Consider the following 20256-nt stretch of genomic DNA (forward strand, 5'->3'; position numbering starts at 1 on the left):
TGTATTCCGCTTGTTGCTGGTATAGTATAAGTTTGTTCCGCTACAAAAGGTATATTTTTGCAGGAAACGGCAAAACAAGTGATAGGGTTAGTACCATTGGGAGGTGAGATCATTGAACAAGACCGATCTGATTGCCAAAGTATCCGAGCTGACCGAGCTGTCCAAAAAGGACGCGACGAAAGCGGTTGACGCGGTGTTCGACGCCATCTCCGACGCCCTTCAGGCAGGAGACAAAGTCCAGCTTGTCGGCTTCGGCAACTTTGAAGTACGCGAGCGCCAAGCACGCAAGGGACGGAATCCGCAGACCGGGGAAGAAATCGAAATCCCTGCGAGCAAGACGCCTGCCTTCAAGCCGGGCAAGTCCTTGAAAGACCTCGTATCCAACTAATCCCTCCTTGCAGGGAGCCGTCCGAATGCTTCCATTCGGACGTTTTGTTTTTTTCGGCCCTGGAATTCAAGGCGGGACCGGAGTGCCGGAGAGAATCCCTGAACGGCCTCAAGAACGGTTGCAACCCCCTGTGCGAGGATGCTATAATCTTTTCTGTGCCGAAGCGAAGGATGTCGTGACTCATTCTTTTTCTTCTTGCGGATCGCATATCCGCAGCGCGAATGCAGCCGACGCAAGGCAGACCGATGTTGTCGGGGTATGGCGCAGCCTGGTAGCGCGCACCCTTGGGGTGGGTGAGGTCGCAGGTTCAAATCCTGTTACTCCGACCATACATATGTATCGCAAGCTGCTTTCCTGGATCGTCCGGGAGAGCAGTTTTTGATAGAAGCCCTGATGAAATGAACGGGGAAGGAGGCATGGACATGGAAGCTCTCGAAGGGGATTACATCGTCATCAAGGCGAAGGATCAAGGCGTAACCGTCATCGGCCTCACTCGCGGAACGGATACCAAGTTTCATCACTCCGAGAAGCTGGACAAGGGAGAAGTCCTCATCGCCCAGTTCACGGACCATACATCCGCGATCAAGATCCGCGGCCGCGCGACGATCATGACGCGGTACGGCACGGTCGAAGCCGGAGAATGAAGGACAGGCGGGAGCCTGTTTTTTTTTGCCATGTGGAGACGGAGATTCTCTGAGACGCCGATGGAATCCGGAATGAGGAAGGCCTTGATGGCCCGGAGTACCCGATTGCGGCCGCTGCTTGGACATGATTTGCGCCTGTTGCCCGTATACTGATCTCATAAGCGCTTGGAGGATCGGGCGCTTCAGGCCGACAGGGCAGGAGGTGCGCGCTCATGCGTGCGGGAATCGGAATTCGGCTGGCTGCGGCCGGCTGCGCAGCTTTGGGGGCTGTTCTGTTGCTGTCCATCTTCCCTTCGCCCGGCGGAGTTGCCGCGGATAAGGAGAAGGCCGTGTTCCGCGTCCAGCAGCCTGCTCTGCTGGATCAAGGCAGCCTGGTGGACCGGCTCAGCGCGATGAGCCTGACGAGGCGGATCACAAGGGTGGAATGGACCGGGTCGGTCCTCAAAATCGATCTTGACGGTCAAGGAGCGGCTCCTGGAGGCAGCGGCTGGCTCGACGATATCCGCCAGCTGGCCGGCCTGAGCTTCGTGCAGGCGGCCAATGTGAGCCGGCTGCTTGTGCGTGTCGAGGACAGCGGGGGGACGCTGCTCGCAGCGGCGGACATGAGGCGGGAGGATCCGTGGATGAATGCGGAACAGCTCAAGGACTGGAGCGGCATCAATCCGGCTCAGAACAAGCTTTGGGCGTCCAGGCTCCGCCTTACCTACCATTCGGAATGGGCGGCCGACTCCGCCGTCAGGCAGTGAACCCGCCTTGACGGCTCCGCCTGTGCTTAAACAATTCGATTGTGGTATAATAGTTTAGATTATTGAACGGTCAACTATCGGCCGTTATGTTCGGAGGCTTACCCGATGACACGATACCGAATTCCTGAACTTGCCAGCAAATACATCGACCATGAGATGATCAGGCGCCACGCGGCCTTGCCGGATTTTCCCGACAGCCGGATCCGCCTGCTGTTCGGATTCCTCAGCCAGCACAGGTTTGCGGCTGCCGCAAGCGAGCTCTATTCGCTTGCGGTTTCTCTCGTGCAGCTCGGGCTTGACACCCATGACCGCGTCGATACCGAAGCCGGGGATCGCGGCATCAAGGATATGCGCGAGCGCCAGCTGCGCGTGCTGGCCGGCGATTATTTCAGCAGCCGCTTCTACCAGCTGCTGGCCGGAGCGGGCCAGATCGATATGATCCGCCGCCTCAGCGGCTCGATCTGCGAGGCGAACAGGCTCAAGACCAGCCTGTACGTGCAGGCGAAGGACAACTCCCTGACGGCGGAGGAATACCTGGATCGGCATGCCGGCATCCGCAGCATCCTCTTTGACAGCTTTACGATTTTGCTGGAGGAAAAGATTCGTCCCCTATGGAACGAGCTGCTCCTTACGCTGGCGCGAATGGAAGTCCTGCACGAGGAGTGGTCGCTTTCGCTTCGCGGGGAAGCGCTCGCGGGAGGCTGGGGCTACTGGCATGTGCTCGAGGCGGGTTCAGCGGAGGACCGGGAGCTGCTTCTGCAGGCTTCCGCTCCGGATTCCGCCGCAGCCCGGGACCTGATCGAGCGCTATCGGATCCAGGCGCTGCTGGCGGACAAGCTTGCCGCTTGCGCGGACAAGTTCAGGACGCTGGCTGGGCGCATTGAGTCGGATCGCCTGGCGCAAGAAGTGCTGCTGATCGGCGACCGGCTGATGGCGGCTGCCGTACCGACTTCCCCAATGACCGGCGAGATGAGGTGACAACGAGAATGGAACAGAATGAAAAAGCCAAACATGTTCACGGCGTATTCGAGAAGATCGCTCCCAAGTACGATCTGATGAACGATGTGCTGAGCTTCCGCCGGCATAAGGCCTGGCGGAAATTCACCATGCGCAAAATGAACATGAAATCCGGCCAGACCGCGATCGACCTCTGCTGCGGCACTTGCGACTGGACGCTCTCCATTGCGGAGGCAAGCGGGAGCGGACGTGTCGTCGGGCTGGATTTCAGCCAGGCGATGCTCGATGTCGGCAAGCGCAAGGTTGTCGAGGCGGGGCGGGGACACCAGATCGAGCTGATCCGCGGCAATGCCATGGAGCTGCCGTTTCCCGACGATTCCTTCGATTTCGCAACGATCGGCTTCGGCCTGCGCAACGTGCCGGATTTCGAGCAGGTGCTGCGGGAGATGAAGCGGGTGGTGAAGCCGGGCGGCAAGGTGGTCTGCCTGGAGCTGTCGAAGCCTACCTGGCAGCCGTTCAAGGGCATTTATTATTTCTATTTTCAGCAATTGCTGCCGCAGCTCGGCAAGCTGTTCGCCAAGTCGTATGAGCAGTACAAGTGGCTCCCGGATTCTCTCAAGCAGTTTCCAGACAGGCATGGATTGACGGAGTTGTTCCGCAAGACAGGGCTGGAGTCGGTGAGCGCGGACGCGCTGACCGGGGGCATTGCAGCGCTGCATATCGGAACGAAGGGGACGGAAGGAAAATGATTCGCAAACTCCGCATTTTTCTAGAAATGATCAAGGTTGAACATACGATTTTCGCGCTTCCATTCGCTTATATGGGCATGCTCCTCGGCTCCGTCACCATGGAAGGGCATCTGCCCTCCTGGGCGGAGGCGGGATGGATCACGCTGGCGATGATCGGGGCGCGCAGCACGGCGATGGGGCTGAACCGCCTCATCGACAAGGCGATCGACCTGCGAAATCCGAGAACGGAAAAGAGGGCACTTCCTGCCGGTCTGCTGAAGACAGGAGAGGTTGTGCTCTTCGTCATCCTTTCCTTCGTCCTCTTTTTCATCGCGGCTTCGCAGCTGAATCCGATCTGCCTGAAGCTGATGCCGATCGCGATTTTCTTCCTCGTCATTTATTCGTACGCCAAGCGGTTCACCTGGCTCTGCCACGTCATTCTGGGGCTTACGATCGGACTTGCGCCGCTCGGCGGCTGGGTGGCCGTCACCGGCTCCTTCCATCCGGGGGCATGGGTGCTCTACGTCGCGATCGTGTTCTGGCTGGCCGGCTTCGATACGATCTATGCGCTTCAAGACATCGATTTCGACCGCGAGGAGAAGGTCTACTCCATTCCCGCGCGGTTCGGGGTCAACCGGTCGCTTACGATCGCAAAGCTGTTCCACGTCATCACGGCTGCCTGCTTCCTGCTGCTGTTCGTCATTACGGATCTCAGCTGGCTGTACCTGGCCGGCGTCGTCATTTCCCTCGGCATCCTTTTCTATGAGCATCTCATTCTGAAGCCGACGGACATGAGCCGCCTGCAGACGGCTTTCTTCACGATGAACGGTGCGCTGGCCATAACGATGCTGGCCTTCACGATCCTTGATCTGGCGGTGATTCGGGCATGGAGCTAGATACCGGAGGAAAGACGGCTGCAGCTCCTAGGCGCTGGGTCGTCGGCATCACGGGAGCGAGCGGGGCTGTCTACGGGGTCCGTCTCGTGGAGGAGCTGCTCCGCGCGCGCGTGCAGGTGCAGCTGGTCGTCACGGATTCGGGCTGGCGGGTTCTGAAGGAAGAGCTGGGCTGGAATGCCTCCAAGCGGACGGAAGCCCTTGAGCTGGCGTTCGGCGATGCGTTGTCCGAAGGCCGGCTCCGGCTCTATCCCAATGGGGACATCGGGGCCAATATCGCCAGCGGCTCCTACCGGGTGCAGGGCATGGCGATCGTGCCCTGCTCGATGGGGACGCTGTCCTCTGTCGCCCATGGCTCTTCCGACAATCTCATGACCCGCGCCGCGGATGTGATGATGAAGGAAGGACGCAAGCTGATCCTCATGCCGAGGGAAACCCCCATGCATGCGGTACATTTGGAGAATATGCTGAAGCTTTCCCGTATGGGAGTGTCCATCGTGCCGGCCATGCCGGCTTTCTATTACGGTCCCCGGACGATGGAGGACCTGGTCGACTTTCTGGTCGGTAAGCTGATGGACGTGATGGGACTGGAACACGACTTGTTCCGGAGATGGGGAGATGATGACAATGGCTCACAGCGGACCGATTAACGTCGGGAGAATCGATTACACCAATGCATGGCCGATGTTTCATTATGTACCGGATACCGACGAGGCGTATGCGATCGTCAAGAAGGTGCCGTCCGATCTGAACCGGATGCTGCAGGCCGGAGAGCTCGAGGCGTCTGCCGTATCGTCCTTCATCTATGGAATGGATCCGGAACGCTACCTGCTGCTGCCGGGCCTGTCCGTCGGCACGGTGGGACCGGTCCAATCGATTCTGCTGTTCATGAAAAAACCTCTGAAGGAAGTGCTCCGCGGCCGGATCGCCTTGACCCGCACATCCGCGACTTCCATCAATCTGCTCAAAATGATTCTGACCTTGCGGTACGACGGCAATCCGGCGTACTCGGTCATGGAGCCGGACCTGGATTCCATGCTGGCGGAGCATGACGCCGCCCTGCTGATCGGGGACAGCGCGATCAAGGCGTCATGGGACCATCACGGGCTCGAAGTGATGGATCTCGGCGAGGAGTGGCATCGCTGGACCGGACTCGGCATGACTTACGCCGTCGTTGCGGCGGACCGCGGCGCAGTGGGCCGGCATCCGGACAGCCTGGCCAAGCTGCACCGGGACATGCTGGAGAGCAGGCGGCGCAGCCTGCGGGATCTGACCCCGCTCGTGGAGCGGGCGATGGCGTCCGTAGGCGGCACGTCGGCCTACTGGACCGCTTATTTCGAAGGGCTGCGCTACGACTTCGGTCCGGAGCTGCAGGCGGGACTGGAGCTGTACTACAAGCACGCGCATACGATGGGGCTTATCGATCGGGAAGTGGCGCTTGAATTTTGGAACTCGCAATCATTCTCGGGCAGGTGAATTCATGAAACTTCTTGATTTGTACGCCAAAATGAAGGGCGATCTCAACGGAATCGAACGGCAGCTCGAGCTGGCCGTCGCGGAGGACAGCAGTCTTCTCGGAGAAACCTCGCTCCATCTGCTCCAGGCTGGAGGCAAGCGGATCCGCCCTGTATTCGTGCTGCTTGCCGGCCGGTTCGGAGATTACCGGCTGGAGGAGCTGCAGCGGGTAGCCGTCACGCTCGAGCTGATCCACAGCGCCAGCCTCGTCCATGACGATGTCATCGACAATGCGAGGACGCGCCGCGGCCAGCCGACCGTCGGCTCCAAGTGGGACAACCGCATCGCCATGTACACCGGGGACTACATCTATGCCAAGGCGCTGGAGCTGATCACCTCGTTCTCCAATCCGGAGCTGCATCAGATTCTGGCCAAGGCGATGGTCGAGATGTGCATCGGTGAAATGGAGCAGGTGCGCGACTTCTTCAACACGGAGCAGTCGGTTCGCAACTACCTCAAGCGGATCCGCCGCAAGACCGCCCTGCTCATCGCCATCAGCTGCCAGCTCGGCGCCGTCGCCGCAGGCGCGGACCGCCGGACAAGCGGACAGCTGTACCGGTTCGGGTACAACATCGGCATGACGTTCCAGATCCGGGACGATCTTCTCGATCTTCTCGGCACGGAGAAGCAGATCGGCAAGCCGCCCGGCTCGGACATCCGTCAGGGGAACATGACGCTTCCGGTGCTGCTGGCTCTGCAGGAGCCGGAGCTGCGCGAGCCGCTCCTGCGCGAGATCGGCGTCATCCGCGAGAACGAAGGCCATTCGGATACGCGAAGCGCCATCCAGCTCGTGCGCTCGAGCGCCGGCGTAGGCATTGCGGAGCAGATGGCGGAGCGATTCATGGCAAAAGCTTTGCAGGCTCTGGAAGGACTTCCGGATTTGCCGGCGAAAAAGAACTTGACCGACATTGCCCGTTTCATCAACAAACGCAGCTATTAACGGCAATTGGCCGGCATACGACTGCAATCAGGAGGGAATTCGCATGGAAAGAACGTTCTTGATGGTCAAGCCCGACGGAGTGCAGAGGGGCCTGATCGGCGAAATCGTCACCCGATTCGAGAAAAAGGGACTGCAGCTGGCCGGAGCGAAATTCATGCGCGTGAGCAAGGAGCTCGCCGAGCAGCATTACTACGAGCATAAGGGCAAGCCCTTCTATGAGCCGCTGCTTGCTTTCATAACCGCAGGGCCGGTCTTCGCCATGGTATGGGAAGGGAACAACGTCATCGCCCTTACCCGCGCCCTCATCGGCAAGACGGACGCCGCCGAGGCGGCGCCCGGCACCATCCGCTCCGATTATGCCGTACATACGAACCTGAATCTGATCCACGGTTCCGATTCCCCGGATAACGCCAAGCGGGAGATCGGCCTGTTCTTCAGCCCGGAGGAGCTTATCGACTATGACCGGACCATTGCCCGCTGGATCTGACAAGATGACGGCGGAGGATGAGGATTTCCTTCGTTTTGTCGGACTGATCCGCTCATCGACCCGAATCGACCTGTCCCAGTACAAGGAAGCCCAGATGCGGAGACGGCTGACCACTTTGCGCCATAAGCACGGCTATGCCACTTTCGAGGCTTATTGGAAAGCACTGTCCGGAAGCGGCGTATTGATGGACGAATTCCTGGACCGGATGACCATCAACGTAAGCGAGTTCTGGCGCAATCCGAGCCGCTGGGATGTGCTGGCGAACCGGTTCCTTCCCGAGCTGCTCGGCGAAACGCCGAAGCTTCGCTGCTGGAGCGCCGCATGCTCCACCGGAGAAGAGCCCTATACGCTGGCCGTTCTTCTCCACGAAGCCGGCGCGCTGTCCCGCAGCCAGATCGATGCGACGGATCTGGACCGGACCGTGCTTGCCAAGGCCGCACAAGGCGCTTATCCGGCCCGTTCCGTCAAGGATGTGCCGAAAAAGGTGCTGGACAGCTATTTCGAAGGCTCGGGAGACAGCTATCGGATCCGCAAGGATATCCGCGAGAAAATCTCCTTCCGGCAGCATAATCTGCTCGACGATGTCTTTGGAGGTCCGTACGATCTGATCATCTGCCGCAATGTGATGATCTATTTTACCGAGGAGGCGAAGTCCGGGCTGTACCGCCGGTTCGCCGAAGCCCTGAGGCCGGGAGGCATTCTGTTCGTGGGCAGCACGGAGCAGATCTTCTCCCCGGGCGACTACGGGCTCGAATCGGCGGACACGTTCTTCTACCGCCGCAGCCACGCATGATTCCGCCGGCTCCCCGCGAGCCGGTTTTTTTGCGTCCGTGCGACATGGTTCCCGTCCTCAGTCCAAGCGCAGGCGTCCGATTCATTGCGCGGGGACCGCTCCGCTCTTTCTTGTCAAAGTGGATGGGCTATACTATAATGGGCAAAGAAACTTGGACGAACGGCGAAGAATCGCAAAGGGCTGAGCGCTGCCCGGACAGGTCATTCCTTCCGGCTGCGCCCAGTCCGTCTTGTCGCAGTATGGCACTTGCATTCTTAAAAGCGTTGTCGTATTAAAGCGAGCCCGGCGCCGCCGGGGCTTACCATGATGAGGGGGAGTTAGTCTTGAGTCTACGTTACCTGACAGCGGGAGAAACACACGGCCCCCAGCTGACGGCCATTATCGAAGGGTTGCCGAGCAATCTCCAGCTTGATTTCGAGGAGCTGAACTTCCAGCTCCACCGCAGGCAGCTCGGCTACGGCCGCGGCAGACGGATGCAGATCGAGAAGGATACGGCCGATATCGTCGGAGGCGTCCGTCATGGCCGCACGACCGGCGCCCCCGTAGCGCTCGTCGTCGCGAACAACGACTGGAAGCATTGGACTTCCGTCATGAACATCGAGCCGATCGAAGGCGGCGACGAGGCCAAGCGCCGGGTCCACCGTCCGCGTCCGGGCCATGCCGATCTCAACGGCGGCTTGAAATACAACCTGAAGGACCTGCGCAACGTGCTGGAGCGCTCCAGCGCGCGCGAGACGGCTGCCCGCGTGGCGGTCGGCGCCGTCGCCCGCCAGCTGCTGGCGGCATTCGGCATCAAGGTGGCCGGCCAGGTCATCCGGATCGGCGAGATCGAGGCGCCGCCGAACGACCTCTCTGCCGACGAGCTTCGCGAGCTGACGGAGCAATCGTCCGTACGGGTCGTCGACAAGGCGACGGAGGAGAAGATGACGGCTTACATCGATCAGATCAAAGCCGAAGGAGACTCGATCGGAGGCATCGTGGAGTGCATCATCGAGGGAGCTCCTGTCGGACTCGGCTCGCATGTGCAGTGGGACCGGAAGCTGGATGCGCGCATCGCCGGCGCCGTCGTCAGCATCAACGCGTTCAAGGGCTGCGAGATCGGCATCGGATTCGAGGCCGGTGTGCTGCGGGGCTCGCAGGTGCATGATCCGATCCTCTACAGCGAGGACCGCGGCTACCACCGCGCCTCCAACCGCGCAGGCGGCTTTGAAGGCGGCATGACGACCGGAGAGCCGATCGTCGTGCGCGGCGTCATGAAGCCGATCCCGACGCTGTACAAGCCGCTTGCAAGCGTCGATATCGACACGAAGGAGCCGTTCACCGCGCAAGTGGAGCGCTCCGACAGCTGCGCGGTTCCGGCCGCGAGCGTCGTCATGGAGCATGTCGTCGCCTGGGAAGTGGCGAGGGCGTTCCTGGAGAAGTTCGGCGGCGATTCCATGGAGGAGATCCGCGCCAACTACGACGCCTACCTCAGGCAAGTAGGGGAATACTAGCATGCGCGAGCTCACGGTCAACCTCGGGGACAGATCGTACCCCATCTACATCGGCCAAGGGCTGATCGCGCGCGCCGGCGAGCTGTTCGCCGGGAAGGGAATCAGCCGCAAATCCCCGCTCCTGATCGTCACCGACGAGAATGTCGCGGACAGATGGCTGGATCCGCTCGCGTCGGCGCTGGAAGCTTCGGGCTATGCCGCGGCGCGGCTCGCCGTTCCTGCCGGGGAAAAGTCGAAGTCGCTGGACATGTTCCAGAACATCATGACGGCCTGCCTCGAGGCCGGCCTGGACCGGAAGTCCGCCATCGTGGCGCTCGGCGGCGGCGTTGTCGGCGATCTGGCGGGTTTTGCCGCCGCATCCTATATGCGCGGCATCTCCTTCGTCCAGGTGCCGACGACGATTCTGGCGCATGACAGCAGCGTCGGCGGCAAGGTGGCGGTCAATCACCCGCTCGCCAAAAACATCATCGGCGCATTCCATCAGCCGGAGCTCGTGCTGTACGATCTGGACACGCTGCTTACGCTGCCTCCGCGCGAGGTGAGCAGCGGCCTGGCCGAAGTCGTCAAGCATGGCTTGATCCGCGATGCCGGGTTCGTCGAATGGATCGTCGGCCATGCGGGGCAGCTGCTCGCCCTGGAGCCGGACGCGCTTGGCCATGCCCTGCACACGGGCTGCGCCGTCAAGGCGGATGTCGTCTCCCGGGACGAGCGGGAGAACGGCCTGAGGGCCATACTCAACCTGGGGCATACGATCGGCCATGCGCTGGAGGCGGTCGCCGGCTATGACGAGCTGCGCCACGGAGAAGCGATCTCCATCGGCATGATCGGCTCCGCCATGCTCGGCGTCGAGCTTGGAGCGCCGCTGGAAGTCTACGAGACGACAAAGCGCGCGCTGGAATCGGTAGGGCTTCCGGTCGTTCTGCCGGAGCATTACGATACGGATGCGGTCATGGAAGCGATGATGCATGACAAGAAGTTCGGCGAAGGCCGGATGACCTTCATCGTGCCGACGGCCGTCGGCTCGGTCGAGATTCGAAGCGGCATCGAGTCAGGCATGGTGAGAGCCATCGTCGAGAGGCTGAAGCGTGAGGAGAGATGGACATGAGCGTAAGAGGAATTCGGGGAGCGATCACGGCGGACTCCAACGAGGAGCGTCCCATTCTGGATGCGACGCTGGAGGTTCTCCAGGGAATCGTAGCCGACAACGGAATCGATCCGGAAGACATATGCAGCGTCATGATTACGGTAACGGCCGATCTCGACGCCGCCTTCCCGGCGAAGGCGATCCGGGAAATGGACGGCTGGGAGCTGGTGCCTCTCATGTGCTCGGTCGAGGTTCCGGTGAAGGGCAGCCTGGAGCGCTGCATCCGCTTGATGCTGATGGTCAACACCGACCGGACGCAGCGGGAGATCCGCCATGTATACATGAAAGGCGCAAGGGCGCTGAGACCGGACCTGAGCGGTACATCGGCTCCCTGACAAGGTGAGGCCCGAGGAAGCTCGAGGAAGCTCGAGGAAGCTCGAGGAAGCTCGAGGAAGCTTCCAGCCTTCATTCCGTAGATTCGGCGCCTGACGGCCCATCCTTTCTTCTTGACGTCCGCAAGGAACGTCCTGTATAGTTGAGGCAGTTAAGCAAAGTCCGAGTGGGACTTTCCAAGGTAGTCTTCGCACATGTCCGGCGGCAAGAGGGCCGAGAGTGGCGAAGAGCCTTAGATGAGACTAGACGAGTTGAGTTCGAGCTGAAGCATGGAGGACAGCCGCTGCGCTGCTTCATCGCGGGTTCCGTATTTCCAACGCGGAGTTCGTGCATGATTCCTTGCCTGCCATCGTCTTTTTTGTCTTATCTATTGGAACGCTCCCGCGCTTGCGGGAGCGTTTTTTGCTTTTCTGCCATCCTGGATTTCCAGAAGGAGACGATAAGCGATGAATCAAGAGCTTGAGACGGTCAAGTCGATGGCAGGACGCTACAATCTTATTCCGGTCGTGAGGCAGCTGCTGGCCGATACGGAGACGCCGATCCGGCTGTTCCAGCATTTTGCCGGCGAGAAGCGCGCCTTCTTGCTGGAAAGCGTAGAAGGCGGAGCGAAGTGGGCGCGGCATTCCTTTATCGGCATGGACCCGTTCATGATGATCAGCGGCAAGAACGGCTCCATGGTGATGGAAACGGATGGAGAGCGCATCGAGCTTGAGGGCAAGCCGCTGGAAGCGCTGAAAGCGAGATTGAGGGCATACCGAAGCCCCGAGCTTGCGGGACTTCCTTCCTTTACCGGCGGGGCGGTCGGATTTTTCGGATACGATCTGCTCCACTACTACGAGAATCTGCCGAGGCACAGGCAGGACGACCTGCAAATGAACGATCTCCAGTTCATGTTTTGCGATACGATGATCGTGTTCGACCACTTCAAGCAGCAGATTCAAGTGATCGGCAACGTGCATATTCCGGAAGCCGCCACGGACAGCTGCATCGAGCGCATGTACAACGCTGCGGTGGCCAGGATCGACACCGTGCTCGACCGGATCCGGCAGCCGGTGCCGCTTCCGCTGACGTCGGGCGGAGCTCTTCCGGAAGATCCCGATCTCGGCGATATCCGCTCCAATGTCACGAAGGAGCAGTTCCTCGCGAACGTGGACACGGCCAAAGAGTACATCCGCGCGGGAGACATCTTCCAGGTCGTCCTGTCCCAGAGGTTCCATGTCGAGACGGAGGTGGATCCGCTCCATGTATACCGGGTGCTGCGCACGCTGAATCCTTCTCCGTATATGTATTATCTCAAAATGGATGAGGAGGTCATCGTCGGAACATCGCCCGAAGCGCTGGTGAAGGTGTCCGAAGGCAAGGTGGAGACGAGGCCGATCGCGGGCACGAGGCCGCGGGGCAGAACGGCCGAGGAGGACCTCGCTCTCGAGGAGGAGCTGCTCGCCGACGACAAGGAGCGGGCGGAGCATTTGATGCTCGTGGATCTGGGCCGCAACGACATCGGCCGCGTGGCGGAGTTCGGCACCGTGAAATGCGATTCCTTCATGCAGATCGAGCGCTATTCCCATGTCATGCATATCGTATCCAACGTGACGGGCAAGATGCGCGGCGACCGCGATTTCTTCGATGCCTTCATCAGCTGCCTGCCGGCCGGAACGGTGTCGGGAGCTCCCAAGCTGAGAGCGATGGAAATCATCGCCGAGCTCGAGAACGAGGCGCGCGGAGCTTATGCCGGAGCGATCGGCTACTTCGGCTTCAGCGGCAAAAGCATGGATACATGCATCACGATCCGGACGATCATCTTCAAGAACGGCAAAGCTTATGTCCAGGCCGGAGCGGGGATCGTCTGGGATTCGGTGCCGGACAAGGAATACGAGGAGACGGTGAACAAGGCCAAGGGCATGCTCAAGGCGATCCGCATCGCCGAAGCGGCATTTCCGCCGGCCGCGAAGCGCGTTCCCGAGCTGCAGCTCGTCAACAGCGACTATTACGCCGATACGATGAAGGAGGCGCGGACATGATGGAAGCCATGCAAGGAGTTACGATCACCGAAGCTCTCGGCCGCCTGATCGGCGGCGGCAGCTTGAGCCGCGAGGAAGCGGGAAGCGTAATGCGCCTCATCATGGAGGGAGAGGCGACCTCGGCCCAAATCGGCGGCATCGTCACCGCCCTCCGCATGAAAGGCGAGACCGTGGACGAGATCAGCGGCTTCGCGGAAGTCATGCGCAGCTACTCCGACCGCGTCAGCACGACCCGCGACGGCCTGCTCGATACTTGCGGAACGGGCGGTTCGGGCATCCATAAGTTCAACATCTCCACCTCTTCCTCCATCATTGCGGCGGCTGCCGGAGTGCGGGTCGCCAAGCACGGCAACCGCGCCATGTCCGGCAAGGCCGGCAGCGCGGACGTGCTGGAGGCGCTTGGAGTCGACATCAGCCTGACGGCCGTGCAGGCTGCCGAATGCCTCGAGGAGATCGGCATCTGCTTCATGTTCGCGCAGCTCTACCATCCATCGCTGCGGCATGCGGCGGTTCCGCGGCGCGAGCTCGGCGTGCGCACGATCTTCAACATGCTTGGACCGCTCACCAACCCTGCGGGAGCCGACCGCCAGCTGCTCGGGCTGTACGACCGCTCCCGCACGGAATCCGTTGCCCGCGTCCTCGGCGGGCTCGGCCTGAAGCGGGCGATGGTCGTCTCCAGCTACGACGGATTGGATGAGATCAGCATATCCGCCGCAACGCAGGTATCGGAGCTTGCCGTGGACGGAACGGTCCGTACGTACGATCTGACGCCTGAATCGCTGGGGCTGCGGCGCTGGCCGCTGGAGGCGATATCCGGAGGCAGCCCGGCGGACAACGCGGAGATTATCCGCTCCATCTTCGGCGGTCAAGAGACCGGAGCCTACCGGGATATCGTTCTTTTGAACGCAGGGGCTTGCATCTATGTCGGAGACAAGGCACAATCGCTGGAGGAAGGCGTCGAGCTGGCGCGCCGCATCATCGACGGAGGAGCCGCAGCAGCCAAGCTGCAGCAGCTGATCCGCAAGACGGGAGAATACAGCCATGTTTCTGGATAAGATCGTCCATACCAAAAAAGAAGAGGTCTCGGAGCTTGCTTCCCGATTCAAGCTGGGAGAAGCCGAGAAGGAAATTTCGCGGATGGAGCCTGCGAGGGGATTCATCCATGCCGTCACCGCCGGACGGAAGCGCTCCGTCGGGCTGATCGCCGAAGTGAAGAAGGCGTCTCCGTCCAAAGGGCTGATCCGGCCGGATTTCCAGCCGGAGAAGCTGGCCCGGTCCTATGAAAGCGCCGGAGCGGACTGCCTTTCGGTGCTTACCGACCAGGACTATTTCCAGGGGGCGAACGATTATCTGACCGCCGTCTCCAAGGCGGTGAAGCTGCCTCTGCTGCGCAAGGACTTCCTCATCGACTTCCGCCAGGTCTACGAGGCCAGGCTGATCGGAGCCGACGCCGTCCTGCTGATCGCCGCCATCCTGAAGCGGGCCGAGCTGAAGGAGCTGCATGAGATCGCCGAGTCGATCGGGCTCGACGTGCTTGTCGAGGTTCATGACGAGCGCGAGATGGACATGGTGCTGGAGCTTGGCTTGGCCAAGCTGGTCGGAATCAACAACCGCAACCTGCATACCTTCGAGACGGATCTCCGCACGACGGCAAGACTGGCGGCGATGGCGCCGCCGGGCGTGTCCCTGATCAGCGAGAGCGCGATCTCCAAGCCGGAGGACGTCGAGTACGTCGCCTCCGCCGGAGCTTGCGGCGTTCTGGTCGGCGAGCATTTCATGCGCCAGCCGGATCCCGGGAAGGCAGTCCTCGACTTGATGGAAGCGGCCGCGGCGAGATGACAGGCGCGGGATATGCGACACGGCGGGAGCATCCTCTGCTCAAAATATGCGGCATCAGGGACGAAGCCGCGGCGAGTCTCGTCGGCGCGCTTCCCGTGGATTACGCGGGGTTTATATTCGCCCGCAGCCGCAGGCAGGTATCGCCGGAGCAGGCGGGGGCATTGATTGCCGCGCTGCGTGCGGGCGCCAACCAGGCTCGCGGAGATTTCCCGTCGCCGCAAGCGGTGGGCGTGTTCGTGGATGCATCTCCGCAGGAGCTGGAAGCGGCGCTGAGGCATGCTCCGCTGCAGGCGCTGCAGCTGCACGGGAACGAAGAGCCGGAGCTGTGCCGGATCGCAGCCGGCTTCGGCGTTCCGGTCTGGAAGGCTCTGCATGCGGATCCGGACGGGAACCCGGCCGGCATCAGCCGCATGCTCGGACAGTTCGCGGAGGCGGGAGCGGACGCTTTCCTGCTCGATACGGCAGGCGGCGGCACCGGCAAGACGTTTGACTGGAGCGTCATACCGGCCTATCAGGCTGCGGCGCGGAGCATCGGGAAGAGGCTGTTCATAGCCGGAGGACTTCATGCCGGCAACGTATCGAGTCTGATTCAGCAATTTTCGCCAGACGGCATCGACGTCTCGAGCGGCGTTGAAGCCGCCGGCGTCAAGGACCCGGAGCTGATCCGGGCATTTACGGAAAGGGTGAAGCAAGCATGAATCAAGTACCAGACGCAAGCGGACGATTCGGCAAGTTCGGCGGCCGTTACGTTCCGGAGACGCTGATGAACGCGCTCCTCGAGCTCGAGGAGGCGTACAAGCATTACTCCCAGGACCCTGATTTCCAGGCTGAGGTGAACGAGCTTCTCCACAACTATTCCGGCAGGCCGACATCCTTGTATTTCGCCGAGCGGCTCACTCGGCATCTGGGCGGAGCGAAAATCTATCTCAAGCGTGAAGACCTCAACCACACAGGCGCCCATAAAATCAACAATACGATCGGACAGGGCGTGCTCGCCAAGCGGATGGGCAAGAAGAAAATCATCGCCGAAACAGGCGCCGGCCAGCATGGCGTCGCTTCCGCCACGATCGCGGCCTTGCTGGGGCTCGAATGCAAGGTTTTCATGGGCGAGGAGGACATGAAGCGCCAGCAGCTCAACGTGTTCCGGATGCAGCTGCTTGGAGCGGAAGTGGTGCCGGTGCTCTCCGGCACGCGCACGCTCAAGGATGCCTGCAACGAAACGCTGCGCTACTGGGTCAGCAATGTGGACGACACGTATTACATTCTCGGTTCCGTGACGGGTCCCCATCCATATCCGATGATCGTCAGGGATTTCCAGCGCATCATCGGAGACGAGGCGCGCGAGCAGATTCTGAAGGAGGAAGGACGGCTTCCGGACTGCATCGTGGCCGCCGTGGGCGGAGGCAGCAACGCCATGGGCATTTTCTACCCGTTCGTAGGAGACGAATCCGTCCGTCTGATCGGCGTCGAAGCGGCCGGGCGCGGCGTGGATACGGAGGAGCATGCCGCCACGATGACCAAGGGACGGCACGGCGTCTTCCAAGGCTCTCTCAGCTACGTCCTGCAGGATGAGACCGGCCAAGTGCAGCCGGCGCATTCCATTTCCGCCGGACTCGACTATCCGGGAATCGGCCCCGAGCATGCGTACCTCAAGGACATCGGACGGGCGGAATACTTCCCGGTCACCGACGCCGAGGCGCTCGAAGCCCTCCAGCTGCTGTCGCGGACGGAAGGCATCATTCCCGCCTTGGAGTCGGCCCATGCGGTCGCCCATGTGATGAAGCTTGCGCCGTCCCTGCCCGCCGGCCAGACGATCGTCGTCAATCTTTCGGGGCGCGGAGACAAGGACGTGGAAACGATTATGGGATATCTCGGAGGGCTGAAGCATGAATCCAATTGATCTCGTCTTCGAGAGGCTCAAAGCGGAGCAGCGGACGGCGCTCATTCCATTCATCACGACCGGAGATCCCGATCTGCGCACGACGGTCGATATCGTCGTCGAGCTGGAGAAGGCCGGAGCCGACATGATCGAGCTCGGGGTGCCGTATTCCGATCCGCTAGCCGACGGTCCTGTCATCCAGAAGGCCTCCGAGAGAGCTCTGCGCAATCCCATTACGCTGGAAGCATGCGTCGATGTCGCGGCCAAAGCCCGGGAAGCAGGCGTCACGATGCCCTTCATCCTCTTTACTTACTACAACCCGGTGCTTCAGTACGGCCTCGAACGGTTTTTCACCTTGCTCCACGAGCAGGGCATCAGCGGCCTGATCATCCCGGACCTGCCGATCGAGGAGGATGGCGAGGTGCGCGAGATGGCGGCGGAAGCGGGCGTCCATCTCGTGCCGCTCGTGGCGCCGACCTCCAAGGCGCGCGTCCAGCGGATCGCCGCCGAGGCCCAGGGCTTCGTCTATTGCGTGAGCTCGCTCGGCGTGACGGGCATGCGCAGCGAGTTCCATGCCGGCCTCGAGGGCTTCCTGGAATCGGTGCGCGAGGCGACGCCGCTGCCAATCGCCGTCGGCTTCGGCATCAGCAGCCGGGAGCAGGTGGAGCGGATGAGCGCCAGCGCGGACGGAGTCATCGTCGGCAGCGCCATCGTCCGCCAGGTGGAGGAAGCTCTGCCGCTGCTCTCCGACGAAACGACTTACCGGCAGGGCATCGAGCAGATCGGCCGCTTTGTGGCCGGATTGCGGGTGTAGCCTGTTCGGCAGCCTTCCTTGATTTGCTTTGCCAAGAGCATCGGCTTCCTTCGGGGCGCCGATGCTCTTTCTGATAGTGCAACGCTTTAAAGTGCTTCCATCTTTCCGCCATCTGTGAGACAATAGATGCCATAACGCAACACCCAGGCGGAAATCAATTATTGAGGTGACGATCCTATGCAAGCAAAGCGCAACATCCTACATCTGCCCGTCTACCAGCCCGGCAAGCCGGTGGAGGACGTCAAGAGGGAGCTTGGACTGGATGAAGTCATCAAGCTCGCCTCCAACGAGAATCCTTACGGCAGCTCGCCGCTGGCCCGTCAGGCCATCATCGCCGAGATCGAGAACAACAGCATCTATCCCGACGGAGCCAGCATCGAGCTGACGGCGGCCATGGCCGCCAATCTTGGCGTGCAGCCGGAGCAGCTGATCTGGGGCAATGGAGCGGACGAGATCATTCTCATGATCGCGCGCTCCTTCCTGGAGCCGGGAGACGAGACAATCATGGCCAGCGAGACGTTCTCCCAATACCGCCACAATGCCGTCGTGGAGAACGCCGCCATCATCGAGATTCCTCTCGTCGAAGGCAGGCATGATCTTCCCGCGATGCTGGCGGCCGTAACGGACAAGACGAAGGTGGTCTGGATCTGCTCGCCGAACAATCCGACAGGCGCGATCGTGACGCAGGAGGAGCTGTCCTCCTTCATGAACAGCATCCGCAGCGACGTGCTTGTCGTGCTGGACGAGGCTTACTGCCATTTCGTCGACGATGTGGACTACCATGACAGCCTGGAGCTGCTGAAGCGCTTCGACAACCTGATCTCGCTCCGCACCTTCTCCAAGATCTATGGACTCGCGGCGCTGCGGATCGGGTACGGAATCGCCCACCCGTCGGTCATCAACAGCATCAACCTGGTGCGGGAGCCGTTCAATACGGCCCGAGTCGCCCAAGCTGCCGCGAGGGCGGCGCTTGCCGACCAGGCCTTCGTCGACGGCTGCCGCGAGAAGAATATCCGCGAGCGCGATTACCTGCAAGGGGAATTCGACCGTCTTGGGCTGAAGTATTTCCCGACACAGGCGAACTTCATCTTCGTCGATGTGCGGATTCCTTCCAAGGACGCTTTCGACGCCCTGCTCCGCAAAGGATTCATCACGCGGGCCAACTGGCCGAAGTCGCCGAACTGGCTGCGGATCTCCATCGGCAAGGCGGAGGACAACCGCAAGCTGGTCGCGGCTTTGGAACAGGTTCTGAGAGAAGCGGCGGTGCTCGGGTAAGTTGGATACTAGAATCGCAGTTATCGGAGCCGGCCTCATCGGCGGCTCTCTTGCCCTTTGCTTCAAAGGAATGGAAGGATTCCATGTTACAGGATACTCCTACAGGCAGGAATCCGCAGACAAATACTTGAAGCTACATGTCGTGGATGAAGCGACGACTTCGCTGGAGGCGGCCGTCCAGGGGGCCGACTTCATCTTTCTGTGCGTGCCGGTGGGCTTGATCGGCGGTTATCTCGCCCAGCTCGGCAAGCTGCCGCTCAAGCCGGGCTGCATCATTACCGATGTGGGCAGCACGAAGGCCGGCATCATGGATGCGGCTTCGCAATGCGATCTGGGACGCGCCTTGTTCATCGGCGGCCATCCGATGGCCGGCTCCGAGAGAGCGGGAGTCGAGGCCGCTTCCAGGCATTTGTTCGAGAATGCCTTTTATATCCTCACTCCTGATCCGGCCGTGCCGGAGGAGGCTGTCGGGAGGCTGAGCGGCCTGCTTGCCCTGACGAACGCGAGAGTCGTGTCGATGGACCCCGTCCAGCATGACCGCATCGTCGGAGCGATCAGCCATCTGCCGCATCTGATCGCTGTCGCCCTGGTCAACCAGGTGCAGAAGCGGAACGAGGATTCCGGCATGTACGCCATGCTGGCGGCAGGAGGATTCCGGGATATTACGCGGATTGCTTCCAGCGATCCGACCGTATGGAGGGATATCCTGCTGGACAATCGCGATGTTGTGCTCGACCTGCTGGACGAATGGAAAGGCGAGATGAGCCGTTTCGCCGATATTCTGAGGGCAGGGGACGGGGAGGCTGTCAGCGAAGCGTTCAGGAGCGCGGGCGAATTCCGCGATTCGCTGCCGGAGAGGCGCCGCGGCGTGCTGCAATCCGTCTATGAATGCTACATGGACGTGCCGGATCATCCCGGCATCATCGGCAAGATCGCCACGGAGCTCGGCAATCGCAGGATCAACCTCAGCAACCTGCAGATCATCGAGAGCCGCGAGGATGTGCCGGGCGTGCTGAGGCTCAGCTTCCGCACGCAGGGCGATCTGGATCAGGCCGTCGGCGTGCTGGAGCAATTCAAATATACCGTCAAGTTCTGAATGGACGAAAGATCCCGGGTTCCGGGATCTTTTTCTATTGGGGAGACTGGTGAGGGGCGAACCGCGAACCTTCCCTTCAAAGGGATTCCATCCATGCGAAAAGGCTGTTTTTCCTCCGCCATAATAAAAAATGAAAACGCTTATTGACAAATTGAAAACGGATACATTATACTAGCACTACAGTATGGTTTCTCTCCACTCCTATCCAACTCCATCGCACGTCTTGTGCGGGCCGCCTTTTATAAGGCGGCTTTTTGTTTTTATCCTTGAG

Annotated in this window: 22 protein-coding genes and 1 tRNA gene; all 23 read left to right on the plus strand. The window is 60.8% G+C overall.

Annotation, left to right across the window (positions count from 1 at the left end):
- Positions 1-112 precede the first annotated feature (112 nt).
- The 23 genes from CIC07_RS10785 (at position 113) to CIC07_RS10895 (ending at position 19985) form a co-directional block, all read left to right on the plus strand.
- Positions 113-388, plus strand: coding sequence for an HU family DNA-binding protein (locus CIC07_RS10785; protein WP_076356399.1), 276 nt, complete (start codon positions 113-115; stop codon positions 386-388).
- 252 nt (positions 389-640) lie between these two features.
- A tRNA-Pro gene (locus CIC07_RS10790) sits at positions 641-717 on the plus strand.
- A gap of 93 nt (positions 718-810) precedes the next feature.
- The gene (gene mtrB, locus CIC07_RS10795; protein ID WP_076357080.1) at positions 811-1032 is read left to right on the plus strand and encodes a trp RNA-binding attenuation protein MtrB; all 222 of its coding nucleotides are present in this window, start codon (positions 811-813) and stop codon (positions 1030-1032) included.
- Between the two features lie 212 nt (positions 1033-1244).
- Positions 1245-1778, plus strand: a complete 534-nt coding sequence (locus tag CIC07_RS10800) for a hypothetical protein (protein WP_076356397.1) — start codon at positions 1245-1247, stop codon at positions 1776-1778.
- A gap of 105 nt (positions 1779-1883) precedes the next feature.
- The gene (locus CIC07_RS10805) at positions 1884-2756 is read left to right on the plus strand and encodes a heptaprenyl diphosphate synthase component 1 (RefSeq protein ID WP_076356395.1); all 873 of its coding nucleotides are present in this window, start codon (positions 1884-1886) and stop codon (positions 2754-2756) included.
- A gap of 8 nt (positions 2757-2764) precedes the next feature.
- Positions 2765-3484, plus strand: a complete 720-nt coding sequence (locus CIC07_RS10810) for a demethylmenaquinone methyltransferase (RefSeq protein WP_076356393.1) — start codon at positions 2765-2767, stop codon at positions 3482-3484.
- Positions 3481-4359, plus strand: a complete 879-nt coding sequence (locus tag CIC07_RS10815) for a UbiA-like polyprenyltransferase (protein WP_076356391.1) — start codon at positions 3481-3483, stop codon at positions 4357-4359. Before CIC07_RS10810 ends, CIC07_RS10815 begins: the two co-directional genes overlap by 4 nt.
- Complete coding sequence (locus CIC07_RS10820; protein ID WP_076356389.1) at positions 4350-5006, plus strand: UbiX family flavin prenyltransferase; 657 nt, start codon at positions 4350-4352, stop codon at positions 5004-5006. Before CIC07_RS10815 ends, CIC07_RS10820 begins: the two co-directional genes overlap by 10 nt.
- A complete protein-coding gene (locus CIC07_RS10825; protein WP_327205375.1) occupies positions 4975-5832 on the plus strand; it encodes a menaquinone biosynthesis protein in 858 nt (285 codons plus the stop codon). Before CIC07_RS10820 ends, CIC07_RS10825 begins: the two co-directional genes overlap by 32 nt.
- A gap of 4 nt (positions 5833-5836) precedes the next feature.
- Positions 5837-6811 (plus strand): polyprenyl synthetase family protein, encoded by a 975-nt coding sequence (locus CIC07_RS10830; RefSeq protein ID WP_076356387.1) that lies wholly within the window; start codon positions 5837-5839, stop codon positions 6809-6811.
- Between the two features lie 43 nt (positions 6812-6854).
- Positions 6855-7298: a nucleoside-diphosphate kinase gene (ndk, locus tag CIC07_RS10835; RefSeq protein ID WP_076356385.1), complete on the plus strand. Its 444-nt coding sequence runs from the start codon at positions 6855-6857 to the stop codon at positions 7296-7298.
- A complete protein-coding gene (locus CIC07_RS10840) occupies positions 7270-8091 on the plus strand; it encodes a CheR family methyltransferase (RefSeq protein WP_277345208.1) in 822 nt (273 codons plus the stop codon). Before ndk ends, CIC07_RS10840 begins: the two co-directional genes overlap by 29 nt.
- A gap of 323 nt (positions 8092-8414) precedes the next feature.
- Positions 8415-9584 (plus strand): chorismate synthase, encoded by a 1170-nt coding sequence (gene aroC / locus CIC07_RS10845; RefSeq protein WP_076356383.1) that lies wholly within the window; start codon positions 8415-8417, stop codon positions 9582-9584.
- Position 9585: 1 nt separating this feature from the next.
- Positions 9586-10689, plus strand: coding sequence for a 3-dehydroquinate synthase (gene aroB / locus CIC07_RS10850; RefSeq protein WP_076356381.1), 1104 nt, complete (start codon positions 9586-9588; stop codon positions 10687-10689).
- Positions 10686-11063, plus strand: coding sequence for a chorismate mutase (gene aroH / locus CIC07_RS10855; protein ID WP_048746911.1), 378 nt, complete (start codon positions 10686-10688; stop codon positions 11061-11063). Before aroB ends, aroH begins: the two co-directional genes overlap by 4 nt.
- 444 nt (positions 11064-11507) lie before the next feature.
- Positions 11508-13082, plus strand: a complete 1575-nt coding sequence (trpE, locus tag CIC07_RS10860; RefSeq protein WP_076356379.1) for an anthranilate synthase component I — start codon at positions 11508-11510, stop codon at positions 13080-13082.
- Positions 13079-14137, plus strand: coding sequence for an anthranilate phosphoribosyltransferase (gene trpD, locus CIC07_RS10865; RefSeq protein WP_076356377.1), 1059 nt, complete (start codon positions 13079-13081; stop codon positions 14135-14137). The genes trpE and trpD overlap by 4 nt, the downstream gene beginning before the upstream one ends.
- The gene (gene trpC / locus CIC07_RS10870) at positions 14124-14921 is read left to right on the plus strand and encodes an indole-3-glycerol phosphate synthase TrpC (protein ID WP_076356375.1); all 798 of its coding nucleotides are present in this window, start codon (positions 14124-14126) and stop codon (positions 14919-14921) included. Before trpD ends, trpC begins: the two co-directional genes overlap by 14 nt.
- On the plus strand, positions 14918-15619 hold the full coding sequence (locus tag CIC07_RS10875) for a phosphoribosylanthranilate isomerase (protein ID WP_076356373.1): 702 nt from the start codon (positions 14918-14920) through the stop codon (positions 15617-15619). The genes trpC and CIC07_RS10875 overlap by 4 nt, the downstream gene beginning before the upstream one ends.
- A complete protein-coding gene (trpB, locus tag CIC07_RS10880; protein ID WP_076356371.1) occupies positions 15616-16821 on the plus strand; it encodes a tryptophan synthase subunit beta in 1206 nt (401 codons plus the stop codon). The genes CIC07_RS10875 and trpB overlap by 4 nt, the downstream gene beginning before the upstream one ends.
- Positions 16808-17614 carry a tryptophan synthase subunit alpha gene (gene trpA, locus CIC07_RS10885; protein WP_076356369.1) on the plus strand — a complete coding sequence of 269 codons (807 nt, stop codon included), beginning with the start codon at positions 16808-16810 and terminating at the stop codon, positions 17612-17614. Before trpB ends, trpA begins: the two co-directional genes overlap by 14 nt.
- 177 nt (positions 17615-17791) lie before the next feature.
- A complete protein-coding gene (gene hisC / locus CIC07_RS10890; RefSeq protein WP_076356367.1) occupies positions 17792-18889 on the plus strand; it encodes a histidinol-phosphate transaminase in 1098 nt (365 codons plus the stop codon).
- A gap of 1 nt (position 18890) precedes the next feature.
- A complete protein-coding gene (locus CIC07_RS10895) occupies positions 18891-19985 on the plus strand; it encodes a prephenate dehydrogenase (RefSeq protein WP_076356365.1) in 1095 nt (364 codons plus the stop codon).
- Positions 19986-20256: the final 271 nt, after the last annotated feature.

It is taken from the genome of Paenibacillus sp. RUD330, from assembly GCF_002243345.2.
Taxonomy (GTDB): Bacteria; Bacillota; Bacilli; order Paenibacillales; family Paenibacillaceae; genus Paenibacillus_O.

What these genes read in the sequence shown, in the direction of transcription:
- mtrB (WP_076357080.1), top strand. Translation starts at nt 811, where the DNA reads ATGGAAGCTCTCGAAGGGGATTACATCGTCATCAAGGCGAAGGATCAA.
- CIC07_RS10800 (WP_076356397.1), top strand. Translation starts at nt 1,245, where the DNA reads ATGCGTGCGGGAATCGGAATTCGGCTGGCTGCGGCCGGCTGCGCAGCT.
- CIC07_RS10805 (WP_076356395.1), top strand. Translation starts at nt 1,884, where the DNA reads ATGACACGATACCGAATTCCTGAACTTGCCAGCAAATACATCGACCAT.
- CIC07_RS10810 (WP_076356393.1), top strand. Translation starts at nt 2,765, where the DNA reads ATGGAACAGAATGAAAAAGCCAAACATGTTCACGGCGTATTCGAGAAG.
- CIC07_RS10815 (WP_076356391.1), top strand. Translation starts at nt 3,481, where the DNA reads ATGATTCGCAAACTCCGCATTTTTCTAGAAATGATCAAGGTTGAACAT.
- CIC07_RS10820 (WP_076356389.1), top strand. Translation starts at nt 4,350, where the DNA reads ATGGAGCTAGATACCGGAGGAAAGACGGCTGCAGCTCCTAGGCGCTGG.
- CIC07_RS10825 (WP_327205375.1), top strand. Translation starts at nt 4,975, where the DNA reads ATGATGACAATGGCTCACAGCGGACCGATTAACGTCGGGAGAATCGAT.
- CIC07_RS10830 (WP_076356387.1), top strand. Translation starts at nt 5,837, where the DNA reads ATGAAACTTCTTGATTTGTACGCCAAAATGAAGGGCGATCTCAACGGA.
- ndk (WP_076356385.1), top strand. Translation starts at nt 6,855, where the DNA reads ATGGAAAGAACGTTCTTGATGGTCAAGCCCGACGGAGTGCAGAGGGGC.
- CIC07_RS10840 (WP_277345208.1), top strand. Translation starts at nt 7,270, where the DNA reads ATGACCGGACCATTGCCCGCTGGATCTGACAAGATGACGGCGGAGGAT.
- aroB (WP_076356381.1), top strand. Translation starts at nt 9,586, where the DNA reads ATGCGCGAGCTCACGGTCAACCTCGGGGACAGATCGTACCCCATCTAC.
- aroH (WP_048746911.1), top strand. Translation starts at nt 10,686, where the DNA reads ATGAGCGTAAGAGGAATTCGGGGAGCGATCACGGCGGACTCCAACGAG.
- trpE (WP_076356379.1), top strand. Translation starts at nt 11,508, where the DNA reads ATGAATCAAGAGCTTGAGACGGTCAAGTCGATGGCAGGACGCTACAAT.
- trpD (WP_076356377.1), top strand. Translation starts at nt 13,079, where the DNA reads ATGATGGAAGCCATGCAAGGAGTTACGATCACCGAAGCTCTCGGCCGC.
- trpC (WP_076356375.1), top strand. Translation starts at nt 14,124, where the DNA reads ATGTTTCTGGATAAGATCGTCCATACCAAAAAAGAAGAGGTCTCGGAG.
- CIC07_RS10875 (WP_076356373.1), top strand. Translation starts at nt 14,918, where the DNA reads ATGACAGGCGCGGGATATGCGACACGGCGGGAGCATCCTCTGCTCAAA.
- trpB (WP_076356371.1), top strand. Translation starts at nt 15,616, where the DNA reads ATGAATCAAGTACCAGACGCAAGCGGACGATTCGGCAAGTTCGGCGGC.
- trpA (WP_076356369.1), top strand. Translation starts at nt 16,808, where the DNA reads ATGAATCCAATTGATCTCGTCTTCGAGAGGCTCAAAGCGGAGCAGCGG.
- hisC (WP_076356367.1), top strand. Translation starts at nt 17,792, where the DNA reads ATGCAAGCAAAGCGCAACATCCTACATCTGCCCGTCTACCAGCCCGGC.